Source organism: Rathayibacter sp. AY1D9 (assembly GCF_002932395.1).
Taxonomy (GTDB): domain Bacteria; phylum Actinomycetota; class Actinomycetes; order Actinomycetales; family Microbacteriaceae; genus Rathayibacter.
Genome location: NZ_PSVQ01000024.1, coordinates 40,504 through 53,873, shown reverse-complemented (window position 1 = coordinate 53,873; position 13,370 = coordinate 40,504). Strand labels below are relative to the sequence as shown.

Genomic DNA, 13,370 nt, shown 5'->3' with positions numbered 1-13,370 from the left:
CCGCGCGACCCTCGACTACACCGACTTCGGAAAGCCCATCGGCTCCACGACCCTGATCCTCCACACGCTCACCCTCTGAGCGCGTGCGCGGGCCGACCCTAAGCGGGCCGGCCCGCACGAGGGGGAGAACCCCCTCGACCCCCCGTCGAGAGCCCGCGTCCTGCCTGTGCTCTCACCGGTGGCTAGGCTACGGACGCGAAAACCGCAGTGATGGCAGAGGGGCACCCTTCGTGACGACCGGACCGAAAGTGTCGATCGGAGCCGGAGTCGCTGGGCTCCTGGTCTTGTTCTTCGAGCTCTACGGCCAGGTCAGAAACGGCACCGAGACCTGTTACGCCTGGTATGGCGTTCTCTTTCCCGGCGTGGAAACGGAGACCCTGGCAGGCGCTTCATTGTGGCCGCTCGGCCTCAGGTGCACTTATGAGCGATTGGGCTCCGGTGACGTACTCGCCGTAATCAACCCGAGCTGGTTCCTCACAGCGCTGCTGATCGTGTCGTTGGGGCTGATCATCGGCGGCCTCGTCTATGCCATCCGCTCTCACACCGCTCCGGCCAGATCTGACGCGTAACGCCCCGGCCCCGACCGGGCCGGCCCACAGGGGAGGGAGAATCCCCTCGACCCCAGGGCCTCGAACCACAGCAGCACAGCCAGTGTCATGGCCGGATGCGACGATGGACGCGCTCGCACCCGTCGCGACCGCCGGTCGTCGCGCCTCATCAGACAGGACACCCACGATGAAGCTCTACCCCGACGTGATCAGCACCCTCCGCGCCCAGGAAATCGACCCTGACGAATGGGCGCGCGAGCACGGCTCGCCCTCCGCCGCGGAGTGGGCCGGCGACGAATGCGGCTGCGCCGACGACCGCTGCATCGGCCACCACCACGACGAGCACGAGGACTGCGGCTGCTTCCCCGCGATGCTCGAGCAGCACTTCGCCCAGGAAGACGCTCGCGGCCACCGGACCCTCAAATGGCGCACCACTCCCGTCAGCGTCGTCGTCTCAGCAGAATCCGACCTGGAGGACTTCGGGCTCCTCGCCCTCGCCGATCAAGACCAGATCGACCTCTTCGCCAGCACCGACGTCGACACGGCGGCGATGACGCAAGAACACACCACCGCCGAAGAGACAGCCCGGATCGCAGCGTTCGCCGCCGAAATGTCCACCGCCGGCTCCCTGAGCACCGAGCAGTACGAGCAGCTCGGAGAGATCCACCACGCGGTCCTCAACCGCGCCAAGGACGCAGGCGACCCCCGGTACGACCTGTACCGCGCGACGGAACGGCTCTCCCGCGCCATCACCGAGGTTTGGGACCGCGACGTCGCCGCGTACCAAGACGCCTACCTCACCGTCGTCCGCGACACCCTCACCACCCGAGGACTCACGACCGGCATCAAGATCGTGGACTTCGCTGACCGCGACACCGGAATCTACGACGAAGACCTCGCGCACGACCTGCGCAACGTCGCCCTGCGCACCACGCCCCTGCCCGTCATCGGAGCCCCCAGGGAGGAGCGCAAGATGACGGTCGACGCGCTACGCGCCGCCGGCCTCAGCTACATCGAGCGCGCCCGCACCGTAGTGTCCGGCGAGGCTGCGACCGAGTAGCGATCAGCGGCGAGGGCGCGGCTTGTACTTCTTCCCCGCCCGGATGTTCCGATTCTCGATCACTCCGACGATGGCCAGACCGATCGCCACCGCGACGAGCAGGAACCAGCCGAGCACGTTGAACCACTCACCGGTGAACGCCGCGTAAGTCTGCTCACCGGCGATCGCGAAGAGCATGAACGACAGCCCGAACCACACCATGCCGTTGCTGATCAGCGCAGCACGCGCGAGCTTGGTCCGAGGCTTCGACATGCGCCCACCCTCCCACCGGACCCTGGACGTGTCCACGGGGCCGAGGCGGTTCTAGGGTGAGCGCATGAGCACCCCGACGCCCCGCGAGCTGCTGGCCGTTCACGTAGCCGCCGAGCCCTCCGGGATCACCGCGACCTTCACCCTGGGCGATCCGCTCGAGCTGCCACAGTCGGTGGGATGGTTCACCTACGGCATCGAGCTCACCGGCGCCGACGGCGCCACGGTGAAGCACTTCGGCGTCCGCCTCTCCGACGAGGAGACGAAGGCGTTCGTCTTCGAGTTCGAGAACGCCACCCAAACCAACTACGACGCCACCCACGTCACCGACCGCGGCGCCTCCCTCGTCGCCCGGTTCCCGGACTCCTCACTCGGCGTCGACACGATCCGCTCCGTCACGGGTTTCGCCACCATCGAGGGGGAGGACGTCGCCGCCGGTGTCCCCGTCCAGCTGCTCCGCTAGCGGGGTCGAAAAGGTAGACTGACCCCGGATGGAACAGCCATGCCTGCCGGCCCTCGTGCCGGCTTTCGCGCTTCCTAGGCCAGTTGCGATCGAACGCCTAAGCTGAGTCCGAATCGGAAGAACTCTGCCCGCGCCTGTCGCGTAAACTGAACCCGCCTTCCAGTTCTCTGCCCGCCGGCCCTCGTGCCGGCTTTTTTCATGCCCGGATTGAGCAGACCCCGCTCTCCTGGCCCCCTCCTTCCTTGCACCCCTCTTGGCGGTGCAGGGATCGTCGCGCCCCCAGCGCGACCACAACAGAGCGCGCCCGCGCGCTCGCACCCAGTGGAGGTCCTTGTGATTGACCTGAACCTGCTGCTCGGGTGGCTGAAGAAGGACAAGCCCGCCGCCGCGGCGCTCATCCGTGCCGGAGTCTTCGTGATCCTGGTCGTGACCGTGCTCTGCGCGGTCCTGATCTACATCACGCTCCTCGGCCCGAGCGATGCGCCCGCAGACCGGCTGACCTCCATCCTTCACGGCCCGGCGAAGTAGTCGCCGGCCCAGCCGCTAGCCCGAAAAAGCACAGACCTGCTGGGTGCAGGAGAGCTCTGTCCGCCATCGTCCCGTATGAGGTACCTCTTGCGGGCGTACTGCCCACAGACAGTTGCCGCGCGGCTTGGATCGACTATCCGAACAGCGGGTCGACTGTCCATACCAGAGGAATGATGTTCGCGGCTCCTCCGGCCACGACAGCAGAACCGAGAATGAGCACGTCCCGCCATGCGATCGCAGGGCCCGACGTCGCCGCTCTCTTCACGGAGTCGAGGAGGGCGTCAGCGCCGCGCAGCTCCTGAATCAGCTCGATGGGAAAAAACTCAGACACTGCAGCGGGGTCAACCGGATCGTTGGCCTCCAGATCGATCCGGCGCGCCTCCTTCTGCGCGCCTACGGCGAGTCGTATCAGCCCCCAGACGCTCGCCCCTACGGCGTACACGTTGAGTGCGATGAGCCAGCCGGTCATGACGGACGGCTCGCATTCGACAGGTCGCTGACTTGCTGAGGGAGCGGGTCGAGTAGGTGCGGTCCGTTGTTGCGGACGCTGTTCACGTCGCGGGACACCTCGTAGTGCTCGAGGTCGTGCGCGACCGCGAACGACTCCCGGTCAAGGAGCTGCATCGGCGCGTCGACGTCGAGGTGCCCGCCGAGCCAGTCGTCGTAACCGTCCGGCGTGATGCACGCCGGCATCCGGTCGTGAACCTCACCCGGCGCCACATGCGAGTCGCGGGTGATGATCGCCGTCGACAGCCGCCACTTCTCCGGATCGTCCTCCGCATTCGACGGGTCCGGCCAGGCCGAGACAATGCCCGCCATCGCGAGGGCCGCGTCGGGCTCGTAGATGAAGTGAGGCTGCTTCCCCGTCTCGGTGACCGTCCACTCGTAGTAGCCGGCCGCCGGGATCAGCACCCGCGACGTCGCGAACGCCTTCCGGAACATGGGCGAGCTCGCGACCGTCTCGATCCGCGCGTTGATCGGCTGCGGCCGCTGCTTCTGGAAGTCCTTCGCCCACACCGGCACGAACCCCCAATGCACGGTCGGTGCCGACCGCTCTCCGTCGCGCTCACGCACGACGGTCACCGGCGACGTCGGCGCCACGTTGTAGTTCGGGCGCAGACCCCCGAAGTTGGCCGAGACGAGATCCGGCAGCAGGGCCGCCGTGGAGTCCTTGACGACGAACCGACCGCACATGCGCTCAGCCTACGAAGAGGAGGGCGACGCCGTGGGGGTGACGCCGCGGCGGTCCTCCGAGAAGGTGACGCCGGCGCGCTGCTCCACTTCGCGAATCACGGCCGACGTCTCGACGTCGCCTCGAGCCCACAGCGTGAGAACGGACATGGCCTCGCCCACCATGTTCTCTATCCCGCGTCGAGGCTGCTGCACCATCGCGAAGATCGCCATGAGCACATCAAGGATCGGTTGTTCGTCTGGAGTCAGTCGCACGGTGAGCTCGTTGAGAGCGTTCGAGAACCTCGCCTGCGCGGCACCGGGAGCGCCGGGATCCGCGGCGGCTGCTGCCCGTGACCCGCTTGCCTGTCGGTATTCGACAAGCGCGGAAAGGGCAGCCATGAGCCACTGTCGGCGCTCCGCTGCGGTCCGCTCGCGCGTCGATCGACGCCTGTCCAGCTCGTCGCGGATCCACGGCACCACCACTGAGGCCACAAGGGAGGTCACGGCGCCGATGATGACGCCGGTCAGACCGATCGTTGCGCTGTTCACACCTCGACCGTAGCGACGTCTTCGAGAGCGTCGTGCAGTTCCTAGCTGTCGCCGCGTCGCGCCTCACGGCGCATGAGGACCACGAATCCGACGATGACGAAGAGGACGACGAACGCCACGGAGATGATCGGCCAGTAGGTCACGAAGAACCAGATGATGGCTAAGGGCACCAGGATGATCACGCTGGGATCAGGCATCCGGCGCTCCGTTGCGCTCCGTCGGCCGAAGGGTCGGGTCGAGTGGATGCTGCCCGTTCTTGCGGGAACTGCTTGTATCGCGGGACACCTCGTAGGGGAGCGCGACGCGTGTGCTCTCCATTCGAAGGCCGGTGCCGGTGCCTGGCGATGCCTGCCGTTCGCGGCGCTGCGGCGTCACTGTCCCGTACTGGAGGGCGAGACCCGGGCAGCTGCGAGGTTTCGGACGCCAGGATCACCGACGCCCAAGATCAGAATGCTCTCGATACTGCCGATCGTTTCGGGATCCGTGATCTGCAGTTCCTGGTCGGCATCCGCTGTCAGTGACCCGACCTCGCTTCCGACGTCCGAAGGGAACCTCAGCTCGCCGTCGTTGTCCTCGAGCGGAGCGCTCGTGAAAAGGACCCGCGGTTCCACTGCTCCGGTCAGGCTCAGTCCGCTGAGGGACAGCCACACCGTCCCGTCCTCTCGCTCCTCGATCAGCAGATCGCCGGTCGCATCGTCGGACACGCTCTCGAATGACGTGCGGATTGGCAGCTGCTCCAGAAGCGACTGGGCGGCGGGAGAGTCCGTCGCGTCAGAACCGTCCGTGGGAGTGCTCGTAGGAAGGCTGGGAGCGGCGGACGTCGCCGAGGGGCTGGCGACGGCGGTTCCATCGAGGGGTGCCGTGCACCCAGCCAGGGCCAGAACGAGCCCGGTCGCAGCGGCCACGGCCGAGAGTCGACCGATCGCGTTCGTGTCTGTCATGGTTTGTGCTGCTCCGTCCGTCGAACTGTCGCTCAGCCTACGCAGGGCGCGATTCTCAGCACCCTGCCGAGGGGTCGCTTCGGGACCAGTGGTGTAAACGCCTCCCCGATCGGATCGTCGTTCGAGCAACGACCGGGCGTCAGTCGCGCTCCGCCTCTGCCCCTCCTGGCATCGTGAGCCAGAGGATGAGGGTGAAGAGGAGGCCGAGGATGCCGCTGACGAGCAGCGCAGCGACGGCGAAGGCGGAAGCGCCGAACGAGCCCTGAGCATCGTTGCTCATATCCACGGGCATGAACCAGTAGATGACGGCTCCGCCGACGAACAGCAGGCTGACGACGAGGGCGCCGATGCAGGTGTCTCGCCGCACCTTTTCTTCGGACCCGTCGCCTGAGAGATTGACGAGCCAGAGGATCCCGATCACGGCGGGAGCGCCGGCGAGGAACGCTAGAAACACGGGTTCTCCTAGTTGGTAACGGGTCGCGACGGTATTTGCACTCGGGGCAGGCGCTGCATGAGGTGGTCGACGGTACGACGGGTGTCTATGCGCGCAGATCCCGTTCGAAGGCGAGGCGGAGCCGGCGCTCGTATTCGTCCTGCTCCATCGGCACCACCGCGGCGAGCAACTCCTCCAGTCGCTCCTGGTCCGCGCCTGCCACGGAGACCACGGCGTTGTCGATGAGTCGGGCGAGCATCGGGGAGCCGTCCACCTCGAGCACCCAGACGCCGTCGTCCCGACGGTCGCAGGTGTTCCCCGCTGTCCCCGCCAGCTCGGGATTCGTGTACAGGCTGCAGACCTGGCTCTCGAGCGAGAACTCCGGGTTGAAGCGGCTCGTGAGGATCGTGATGTCGCCCGGGTCGGAAAGGTGGTCGGTGTCCTGTCGCGCGAGAAGATCCTCCGACGCCCGGATGGAGGACTCGTACTGCCCGATGACGACGGCCGTCGTCGTGAGCCGATCGGACTCGAACGGCACGACGGACGAATCGAGCCGCGCTTCGTACTCCGCCTCCTGTGAAGCGCGCGCGGCAGCGGACCGCCCGAGCACCGTCTGCACCACGGGCGATGCCACTGTCGCGAGGAGGGCTACGGTCGCCACGGCTCCAACGATTCGGGCGCGACCCGGATGGACGACGAGCGACCCGAATGCCGCCACGGCGCCGAGCAGCAGCGGAAGGGTGGCGAGGAGGGGAGCCGGGAGCGGCGGGGCATCGGTCACGAGCGGTGTGACCACGGCGGCGAGTGTCGCAAGAGTCAGCAGCGCACCGAGCACGAGATTTGCGCCGGCATGCAGGCGACCCGTGACGGCCCGAGACACGATCAGCAGGAGCGCAGTGGCGATGAGCGGCAGGAGGACGAACGCGGCCAGACCGGCGTATCCGGCGTACAGCAACGGCACGGCGAGGAGCGATCCGGCGAAGGCGACGGCGCCGACTGCGATACCCGCCAAGCCTGCGTGCGCGATCGCCGAGGCAGGATCGGGCGCAGTTGCCATCGGGCCCCCTCCCTGCCGTTGCCCCGAGTGTAGAGAGTGACCGGTTTTCCTGCCCAGCGCGCAGGACCCGCCTTGCTCGGCTGCGCGAGCACGCAGCGTATGCCAGTGAAGCGCATAGTCACGGGAGCGGGGTGCGCCATCGCTAAACCCTGCTCTTCCGCATCGCCACCTCGGGTCGACTCCTCAGGCCGTCCCGTTAGAGGATCGGTCATCGGACACGAGAGTTGATGGATTCGATAGGACGCCCCGCCGACGACCATCGGGCCGATGGCGGAGCGCCGTCGGCCGCTTCTTGGTCACGGCGTGATCACGCGCAGCGGGCGCCGGACTGCCGCTGGTTGTGGCGCGCTACCCGTTGATGCCGACCTGCCATTCGGCGTCGAGCTGGCCGAACTCTCCGTCGTAGCAGCGCTTCTCGTCTCCTGAGTCGATGTTGTCGGTGAGGTTCGAGTAGCTGATGATCGGTCCGGACTCGTCCACGCGGAAGAGTTTCAACCCGGCGTCTTCCATGCAGGCTCGATAACGGGCGAATCCGTCGCGGTACTCGCTCTCAGTCACGACACCGTCTGCGAGTGCCTCCGTGAGGGCGGCGGAGGGCTCGGGATCCTCGGCCGGCTTGATCCACGAGGCCCAGAAGGTGTACCGAGTCCGTCCGTCCGCGACCACCGTGATCGTGTGTTCTCCGTCGCCGAAGACCGGCAGGAACGCGCCGCCGTTCGTGGTGCTGCGGGTGTCGCCGTCGCAGTTGATTCCCGGCTTGGCTTCTCCGTCGACTTCCAGATCGAAGCGGCCGCGGTCGACGCAGACGAAGGCGGTCGCGATCTTTGCGGAGGGGTCCGGTGCCGGGCCGAGCTGCACTTCGGTCCGACCCTGCCCGTTGATGACAACGGGCGTTCCGTAGAACGTGGCGTCTCCTTCGGTGAGCGCCTGGGTGACCTCTGCGATGTTCACGGTCGAATCCGGTGCATCACTCTCGAGTGCTGCTGCCGACACGGCGCCGGAAAGGATCCCGGCTGCCACGAACGCGGTGACGGAGACGGCGAGAGTGCGCCGGCTGCGAGGAGCGCGCACCGGCGTGGCGGTGGGTGTTGCGACGAGCATCCGTCGCAGCTCGTGGTCGCGGTCCGACAGACCCGGTTCAGACTTCATGGGTGATTCCTTTCGCAGAGAGAGCGGTGGTGGTGTCGAGTTGCTCGCGCAATCGACTCTTCGCGCGGGAGAGGCGCGACTTGACGGTTCCGACCCGGACGCCCAGCACGTGGGCTGCCTCCTGGTCAGTGAGGTCTTCGAGCACGCAGAGCGTCACTACCTGGCGGTCGAGGAGGGAGAGGCCGCGCAGCGCGGAGGTAGCTTCGCCCTCGTCGGACATATCAGCGGGGTCCTCGTGTGGCTCGGGCGCGGGTAGTCGGCTCAGGGCCGCCTGGTACCGCTTGGACGCCCGGGCGAGGTTGTTCAGCGCGTAGGTGCAGGTACGCAGCAGCCAGGGCAGCATCGAGCCGTCCACGAAGCGAATCGCCTCTCGCCGGCGCCACGCCTCGAAGAAGGAGACCGCCACAGCGTCATCCGCGTCGGTCCCACCTGGCGCCAAGGCGTGCGCGTGGCGGTAGAGACGTCCACGGTGACGGTCGAAGAGGATCCCGTAGGCATCACCGTCGCCCCCCACGGCTCGGGCCCAGACCTCTTCATCGCTTTGCTCACTCACACTAGGAAGTGTCCGCGACCGCGTAAAACGTTCCCTCGCCGCCGAAAGTTCCTCCGACACCTTCGCCTAGGGCTACGGATGCAGACGCAGCAACCGTCCCGTTGAGGGATCGTTGAGCGGTCACCCGAACGCGGATCCGTAGACCGATGCACGCCGCATTGCTACGGCGAGACGATAGAACCCCTGAGAGTCACCGTCTGTCACCATTCGTCGCCCAGCTTGCGGAGACCGTTGTCTTCCGGCAGGGTCTGGCGCGAGTAGTCGTGCAGAACGTCGGGCGACGCAGTTTCGCGTCCGTCACGTTCAGCTTGGCGGATGGCCGCGATGACGACGCATGTCACAGCCACGATCAACGCCGCAGCAGTCGTCAACGTTATCCATATCGGCTGAACGGTTGACCCATCCGAGCACAGCGGGTTCCAGAGGAACCCCTCTCCCGTCAGGCTGCCTCCGCCGCGGGTCCTGCACGTCTCGCTCGGGTCCCACATGTAGATGGAGGCTACGGCTCCCACGGCGGCTGCAAGCCCACCGAAAACCAAGGCGAGAACGATGGGCGTCGCTGCACTCGGTCGCGGGGGCTCTCCAACGTTCATCGGGACATCATGCACCGCGCTCCACCAGATTGATCAAGAGCCGGAACGTCAGGCCCGGTATCGAGTGGCCCGCGTGGAGGTCATCGCGCCGCGACGGTGAGGTTCAATTCTTCGCCGACGCGCAGAATTTCGTCGGAAGGGAAGCGGAACGGGTTGAGGTAGAACAGGTCATCGGCCGTCATGTCGAATCGTGCCGCGACGTCCTCTGCGAGGTCGTTGCGAGCGACCGTGTACGACGTCGGCATTCCGTCCGTCGATGTCGTTTCGCCACGCGCTGCTGCACGCGGCCCGGCGTCCTGGGCGACGAGATCACTGCGTTGAGGCTTCACGCTCCATTGGACGTCAGCGACAGCAATGATCCTCATCGAGCAGTCGGAATCGTTCTGCGGTTTGGTGGTGATGACGAGCTGATCGATCGCTGTCGGGTCGCCGTGGAACTCTGCGAGGTTCCGCCAGGCCTTGTAGGGCTTCCCTGGCTCCGCATCCGCGAGACCCATTGGGAAAGCAATGTCGAAACAGGTGGCGCCCTCATCGATCGGGTCCAGCGCTGCCATGACCGCAACGGAACCTGAGGAAGATGCGGTCGCGGCGGGAATCTCTAGCTCGTCTGATGCCAGAGCCAGCCGGCCATCAGCCGCACTCAAACGGATGCTGCCGGCCGTCCCATCGCTCCCCGTGAACGTTGCCACGCCAAGGTCACCGGTCAGTGCGGCGTCGGAGCTGCTGTCTGTGGACACCGGAGGCGGAGCCGGCGGTTCAGGCTGCGGCGTGCATCCCGTGACGACGATCAGGCATGCTGCGATCACGACCGCGCTTCGCGCCTTCGAGAATGTCCCCACCAGCTCAGGGTAAGCGACGTCCCCGCTCTTCCCTTGGCCGTGCGGTTGGGGCGACCGGATGGAGTGCTCGCGGTTCCCTCCGCTGAGGCCAGCTAGGGGCTACAGCAGCTTGCTAGTGTCCGGGCCTATGGATGAGCCCCGAAAGCGCGGACGCCCTTTCGTCATCGCGGGAACGACGATCGCGGCTGCAGCCGCCCTCTGTGCTCTCGTGCACTACGCCGGTCTGGCCGTATTCAGGACCGAGGGGGACGTGCCGGCGGCTTCGGCCGTCGACCTTCCAGACGGGAGCGAGCTCGTCAGTGAGACTGTCGAGTGCGCCTCCGGTGGGTGCTGGCGGCTGCTCTCGGTGCGCCCGCCCGACGCGATGACTCCCGAGCAGCTGTCGAGCGAGCTCGGAACGACGCCGCAAGCGCGCATCGCAGGAACACTCTGGGACCCGCGCACCATCACGGTGAGTTCCGCTATCGACGGACCCCTCCTAGAGGTCCGGGCCGATTACTGGTCACAGGAGTACGCGCCCTAGGCGCGCGAGTGACGCGTTCTCGAGTCGACAGCATTGGCGCCCCCCGACTGTTTCGCTGGGGGATCGCTTACCAGATGTCCTGCTCCTCACGCTGCGTCAGGGGCGACGGTGGCGGAGATCCGCCGCGTCCGTTCGATGATCAGGATGTCGGTGACTCGGATGCCGAGTGCGGTGAAGAAGCCAGCCACCGCATTCCAGTAGAGAGTCCAGAGGATGAGGCCGCCAACTTCGTTCTGGTCGTCCCGGGGTGGAGCCCAGTCGGCGTTCGCGGCGTGGACCTGCCAGATCACAGCGAGGGCGATGCACAGCAGGCACGCTCCGAGGCCGAAGGCGAAAAGGATCTTGCTCCCGGAGTTCGTGCAGCCGAATCTCCACAGCACGTTCCTGAGGACGATGAGCGACACGGGGATCGCTCCGAGCGAGAACGTCCATTGCTCCCACGTCACGAGAATGCCCCCGGCTCGCAGCGAGCCGGATCGTCGGCAGGTGCCGTCGTCACTCTTCGGAGAGCGGGGGAGTGGTCGCGATCATTTCAGGAGAAGGTGTCTCGTAACCGCCGATGATGAGCGTGCTGGTGTCGGTCCAGCTCGGCTCGGAGTAGGCAACCGGCTCGGGGTTTCCCGCGGCAGGCTTCTCGCTGGTGATCCCGGTAGCCACCGCACCCACAGCAAGGAAGCCGGCGACGATCCCTGCGACCGTCACGGTAAACACGGTGTTGCGAAGCGTCTGCATCGTGCTGCCCCTCGAGTAGGTCGAATGGTGGGGAGCATACCAGCGCAGGTGCTCGCGACGCCGTGCCACTGGTCCCGTATGGGGATCGTCTACCGGGCGGGTTGGTTGAAGGATTCTCTGGGATTGGATACTTGTTCTGGTCGACCCCTTCGGTGATCTGCCCTTGTTTCGGACGCTTGACACAAACCCTCGCCCCTTTGTATCGTCTACTCAACACAAAGGGGACGGTCATGGGTAACTGGGGCTTCGCGGAGATCACGTTGGTCGTGATCGGTGTGCTCGTCGTGGCGAGCGTCGTCGCGGGAGGAGTGTCGCTGCTGACTCAACGTCGACAGCCGCCTGCCGTAGTGCGCGCTCATCGCGTCGGCGTCGTGCGGATGGTCACCTCGGTCGCCGCCGCGCTCGTCGCTTTCGCGGTCGCGGTGCTGATTCACATAGCGAATCCGCGCTTGGAGTCGGTCCCGTTCCTGCTCGGGCTGCTGCTCGCAGCGGCTGTAGGGCTCGGCGTGTTCAGTGTGATGCCCGTGCCCTCCATCGATGGAGCGATGAGGCGACGCACGGCGAGCGTGATGCCGAGACGCCTTTCGGATTACTCCACGGTTCGACAACGCGCGACCTTCGCCACGATCGCCTCGATGACTGCGCTCATCGCACTCCTGAGTGGTCTGCTGTCGAAGCCGGCGGACGATGGTCGCTGGATCTGTCCGGTGATGTTCTCGGACCCCTGCCTCGCTGGAGGGCCGTTCCTGTTCCCGGGATGGCTCTTCGCAGCGCCGGCTCTTCCCCTGATCGGTCTGCTCGTCGTTGCCGTTCGGCACGCTCTGCGCCGCGTCGTCACCTCTCCCGCTACCGCTTGGCCCGAGCTCAGCGAAACAGATACCGCGTTGCGGCGCGGCGCGGTGCGGCTCGTTCTTCGTGTTGCCAACGCCTCACTCCTACTCACGAGCACGGTCTTCCTGGGCTCGGCGGCGCTTCCGCTGATGAACGCACCTGTTCTCGAGACGGGCATGACGCCCGATTCGGCACAGCTCGCGGGGATCGTTGGACTGGTGCTCTTGGGTGTGGCCGGCGTCGTGTTCCTCGTCGGCATGGTGATGGCGGTACTGGCCGCCACGTCTCTGGCGCGCCTTCCTCGGGGTGCCGCTGACGTGTCGACGGTGATGGCGTGATGAGCATCGAGGTCGACGCTGACGATCCTCGACCGCCCTACGAGCAGATCCGCGCAGCGTTGGCGGCAGAAATCACGTCTGGCCGGTTGCAGGCAGGCCAGCGCCTCCCGACCGTTCGACAGATTGCGGGTGACCTCAGAGTGGCGGTCGGTACGGCAGCGCGCGCCTATCGGGAACTGGAAGAAGCGGGCCACGTCGAAACACGACGCTCCCAGGGCACCACAGTCAGACCCGGGCGAATCATCGCCATCGACGTCACCGCAGCTGCAGAAGCATTCGTTCGGGACGTGCGGCGAGATGACGTCGAGCTAGCGGACGTGCTCGCCGCCATAGAGAAGGCGTGGTCGACGAAGCGGTAACCACCAGGGGGCGGTCGTTCACCGTTCCGTATGGGGATGGGTCAGCGGTCGCGGGCAAGCCGTTCAGCTCGAGAGAGGGCGTCCGGCGTCAGTCGTCGTCGGACCCGGCCCGAACATGGAGCCAAAACGCCGCTTCCCACGCCGCAGGATCACGGTCGTAACGCTCCGCCTCAGTGACGTACTTGTCATGTGCGCGCTGCGCGGACTCGTGGTTCCACTCCCTGATCGCGACGTCGTTGAGAAGCTGCCCACCGAAGTGCACGATCTCGTCTCGGTAGTCACCCATCGCCTCGTTCATCCACTCTCCGTGGTCGGCGGCCTGCGTGTGAGTGGCGAGATACGCGTTCCATCGCGCGTCCAGCTGAGCCCGAAACGGGTCCGGGTCGCGGTCGGGGGATGAAGACTGCTCCATGACCGGAACCCTACGACTCGGTCTTCGGCCGCATCGTTCT

21 protein-coding genes are annotated in these 13,370 nt (G+C 66.3%); 6 read left to right on the top strand and 15 right to left on the bottom strand.

All coding sequences use genetic code 11. The features are described 5' to 3' along the window. Positions 1–230 precede the first annotated feature (230 nt). The gene (locus tag C5C50_RS11140; RefSeq protein ID WP_146078890.1) at positions 231–569 is read left to right on the top strand and encodes a hypothetical protein; all 339 of its coding nucleotides are present in this window, start codon (positions 231–233) and stop codon (positions 567–569) included. A gap of 166 nt (positions 570–735) precedes the next feature. Then, complete coding sequence (locus tag C5C50_RS11135) at positions 736–1,608, top strand: hypothetical protein (RefSeq protein ID WP_104273462.1); 873 nt, start codon at positions 736–738, stop codon at positions 1,606–1,608. Between the two features lie 3 nt (positions 1,609–1,611). Here the strand turns inward: C5C50_RS11135 and C5C50_RS11130 are convergent, their stop codons facing one another. After that, positions 1,612–1,860: a hypothetical protein gene (locus C5C50_RS11130; protein WP_104273461.1), complete on the bottom strand. Its 249-nt coding sequence runs from the start codon at positions 1,858–1,860 to the stop codon at positions 1,612–1,614. Positions 1,861–1,924: 64 nt separating this feature from the next. Here C5C50_RS11130 and C5C50_RS11125 point away from each other — a divergent pair, with 64 nt between their 5' ends. Both C5C50_RS11125 and C5C50_RS11120 read left to right on the top strand, forming a co-directional pair. Then, positions 1,925–2,320 carry a hypothetical protein gene (locus C5C50_RS11125; RefSeq protein ID WP_104273460.1) on the top strand — a complete coding sequence of 132 codons (396 nt, stop codon included), beginning with the start codon at positions 1,925–1,927 and terminating at the stop codon, positions 2,318–2,320. A 333-nt stretch (positions 2,321–2,653) separates the two neighbouring features. Further along, positions 2,654–2,848 (top strand): hypothetical protein, encoded by a 195-nt coding sequence (locus C5C50_RS11120; protein WP_104273459.1) that lies wholly within the window; start codon positions 2,654–2,656, stop codon positions 2,846–2,848. 133 nt (positions 2,849–2,981) lie between these two features. On the opposite strand, the gene C5C50_RS11115 is transcribed toward C5C50_RS11120, so the two are convergent. The 13 genes from C5C50_RS11115 to C5C50_RS11050 all read right to left on the bottom strand — a co-directional run bounded on the left by C5C50_RS11115 (position 2,982) and on the right by C5C50_RS11050 (position 11,390). Beyond that, positions 2,982–3,317, bottom strand: coding sequence for a hypothetical protein (locus C5C50_RS11115; protein ID WP_104273458.1), 336 nt, complete (start codon positions 3,315–3,317; stop codon positions 2,982–2,984). Further along, the gene (locus C5C50_RS11110; protein ID WP_104273457.1) at positions 3,314–4,042 is read right to left on the bottom strand and encodes an SOS response-associated peptidase; all 729 of its coding nucleotides are present in this window, start codon (positions 4,040–4,042) and stop codon (positions 3,314–3,316) included. The genes C5C50_RS11115 and C5C50_RS11110 overlap by 4 nt, the downstream gene beginning before the upstream one ends. A 9-nt stretch (positions 4,043–4,051) precedes the next feature. After that, on the bottom strand, positions 4,052–4,570 hold the full coding sequence (locus C5C50_RS11105) for a hypothetical protein (RefSeq protein ID WP_104273456.1): 519 nt from the start codon (positions 4,568–4,570) through the stop codon (positions 4,052–4,054). Between the two features lie 41 nt (positions 4,571–4,611). After that, positions 4,612–4,767: a hypothetical protein gene (locus C5C50_RS17005; RefSeq protein WP_181069059.1), complete on the bottom strand. Its 156-nt coding sequence runs from the start codon at positions 4,765–4,767 to the stop codon at positions 4,612–4,614. A gap of 174 nt (positions 4,768–4,941) precedes the next feature. After that, the gene (locus tag C5C50_RS11100; RefSeq protein WP_104273455.1) at positions 4,942–5,511 is read right to left on the bottom strand and encodes a hypothetical protein; all 570 of its coding nucleotides are present in this window, start codon (positions 5,509–5,511) and stop codon (positions 4,942–4,944) included. Positions 5,512–5,650: 139 nt separating this feature from the next. Further along, a complete protein-coding gene (locus C5C50_RS11095) occupies positions 5,651–5,965 on the bottom strand; it encodes a hypothetical protein (protein ID WP_104250073.1) in 315 nt (104 codons plus the stop codon). Positions 5,966–6,050: 85 nt separating this feature from the next. Next, a complete protein-coding gene (locus C5C50_RS11090; protein WP_181133924.1) occupies positions 6,051–7,001 on the bottom strand; it encodes a hypothetical protein in 951 nt (316 codons plus the stop codon). Positions 7,002–7,349: 348 nt separating this feature from the next. Then, positions 7,350–8,102: a hypothetical protein gene (locus C5C50_RS11080; protein WP_104317915.1), complete on the bottom strand. Its 753-nt coding sequence runs from the start codon at positions 8,100–8,102 to the stop codon at positions 7,350–7,352. A 37-nt stretch (positions 8,103–8,139) separates the two neighbouring features. Further along, positions 8,140–8,703, bottom strand: coding sequence for an RNA polymerase sigma factor (locus C5C50_RS11075; protein ID WP_258063341.1), 564 nt, complete (start codon positions 8,701–8,703; stop codon positions 8,140–8,142). Positions 8,704–8,903: 200 nt separating this feature from the next. Beyond that, positions 8,904–9,074 carry a hypothetical protein gene (locus C5C50_RS17000; RefSeq protein ID WP_181074560.1) on the bottom strand — a complete coding sequence of 57 codons (171 nt, stop codon included), beginning with the start codon at positions 9,072–9,074 and terminating at the stop codon, positions 8,904–8,906. 302 nt (positions 9,075–9,376) lie between these two features. Beyond that, positions 9,377–10,135, bottom strand: a complete 759-nt coding sequence (locus C5C50_RS16710; protein ID WP_146085890.1) for a LysM domain-containing protein — start codon at positions 10,133–10,135, stop codon at positions 9,377–9,379. 609 nt (positions 10,136–10,744) lie between these two features. Beyond that, on the bottom strand, positions 10,745–11,062 hold the full coding sequence (locus C5C50_RS11055; protein WP_146078857.1) for a hypothetical protein: 318 nt from the start codon (positions 11,060–11,062) through the stop codon (positions 10,745–10,747). A gap of 91 nt (positions 11,063–11,153) precedes the next feature. Continuing rightward, positions 11,154–11,390 (bottom strand): hypothetical protein, encoded by a 237-nt coding sequence (locus C5C50_RS11050; RefSeq protein ID WP_104234417.1) that lies wholly within the window; start codon positions 11,388–11,390, stop codon positions 11,154–11,156. A 230-nt stretch (positions 11,391–11,620) separates the two neighbouring features. Between C5C50_RS11050 and C5C50_RS11045 the strand changes: the two genes are divergently transcribed. Together C5C50_RS11045 and C5C50_RS11040 are read left to right on the top strand one after the other, a co-directional pair. Continuing rightward, positions 11,621–12,559 carry a hypothetical protein gene (locus C5C50_RS11045; protein ID WP_104263144.1) on the top strand — a complete coding sequence of 313 codons (939 nt, stop codon included), beginning with the start codon at positions 11,621–11,623 and terminating at the stop codon, positions 12,557–12,559. After that, a complete protein-coding gene (locus C5C50_RS11040) occupies positions 12,559–12,918 on the top strand; it encodes a GntR family transcriptional regulator (protein ID WP_104263145.1) in 360 nt (119 codons plus the stop codon). The genes C5C50_RS11045 and C5C50_RS11040 overlap by 1 nt, the downstream gene beginning before the upstream one ends. Positions 12,919–13,006: 88 nt before the next feature. On the opposite strand, the gene C5C50_RS11035 is transcribed toward C5C50_RS11040, so the two are convergent. Next, positions 13,007–13,330: a hypothetical protein gene (locus C5C50_RS11035; protein ID WP_104263146.1), complete on the bottom strand. Its 324-nt coding sequence runs from the start codon at positions 13,328–13,330 to the stop codon at positions 13,007–13,009. Positions 13,331–13,370: the final 40 nt, after the last annotated feature.

Bases quoted from the DNA above. Each gene is read 5' to 3' on its own strand.
- C5C50_RS11040 (WP_104263145.1), top strand. From the start codon at position 12,559: ATGAGCATCGAGGTCGACGCTGACGATCCTCGACCGCCCTACGAGCAG.
- C5C50_RS11035 (WP_104263146.1), bottom strand. From the start codon at position 13,330: ATGGAGCAGTCTTCATCCCCCGACCGCGACCCGGACCCGTTTCGGGCT.
- C5C50_RS11130 (WP_104273461.1), bottom strand. From the start codon at position 1,860: ATGTCGAAGCCTCGGACCAAGCTCGCGCGTGCTGCGCTGATCAGCAAC.
- C5C50_RS11110 (WP_104273457.1), bottom strand. From the start codon at position 4,042: ATGTGCGGTCGGTTCGTCGTCAAGGACTCCACGGCGGCCCTGCTGCCG.
- C5C50_RS11115 (WP_104273458.1), bottom strand. From the start codon at position 3,317: ATGACCGGCTGGCTCATCGCACTCAACGTGTACGCCGTAGGGGCGAGC.
- C5C50_RS17005 (WP_181069059.1), bottom strand. From the start codon at position 4,767: ATGCCTGATCCCAGCGTGATCATCCTGGTGCCCTTAGCCATCATCTGG.
- C5C50_RS11080 (WP_104317915.1), bottom strand. From the start codon at position 8,102: ATGCTCGTCGCAACACCCACCGCCACGCCGGTGCGCGCTCCTCGCAGC.
- C5C50_RS11045 (WP_104263144.1), top strand. From the start codon at position 11,621: ATGGGTAACTGGGGCTTCGCGGAGATCACGTTGGTCGTGATCGGTGTG.
- C5C50_RS11125 (WP_104273460.1), top strand. From the start codon at position 1,925: ATGAGCACCCCGACGCCCCGCGAGCTGCTGGCCGTTCACGTAGCCGCC.
- C5C50_RS11135 (WP_104273462.1), top strand. From the start codon at position 736: ATGAAGCTCTACCCCGACGTGATCAGCACCCTCCGCGCCCAGGAAATC.
- C5C50_RS11090 (WP_181133924.1), bottom strand. From the start codon at position 7,001: ATGGCAACTGCGCCCGATCCTGCCTCGGCGATCGCGCACGCAGGCTTG.
- C5C50_RS11050 (WP_104234417.1), bottom strand. From the start codon at position 11,390: ATGCAGACGCTTCGCAACACCGTGTTTACCGTGACGGTCGCAGGGATC.
- C5C50_RS11100 (WP_104273455.1), bottom strand. From the start codon at position 5,511: ATGACAGACACGAACGCGATCGGTCGACTCTCGGCCGTGGCCGCTGCG.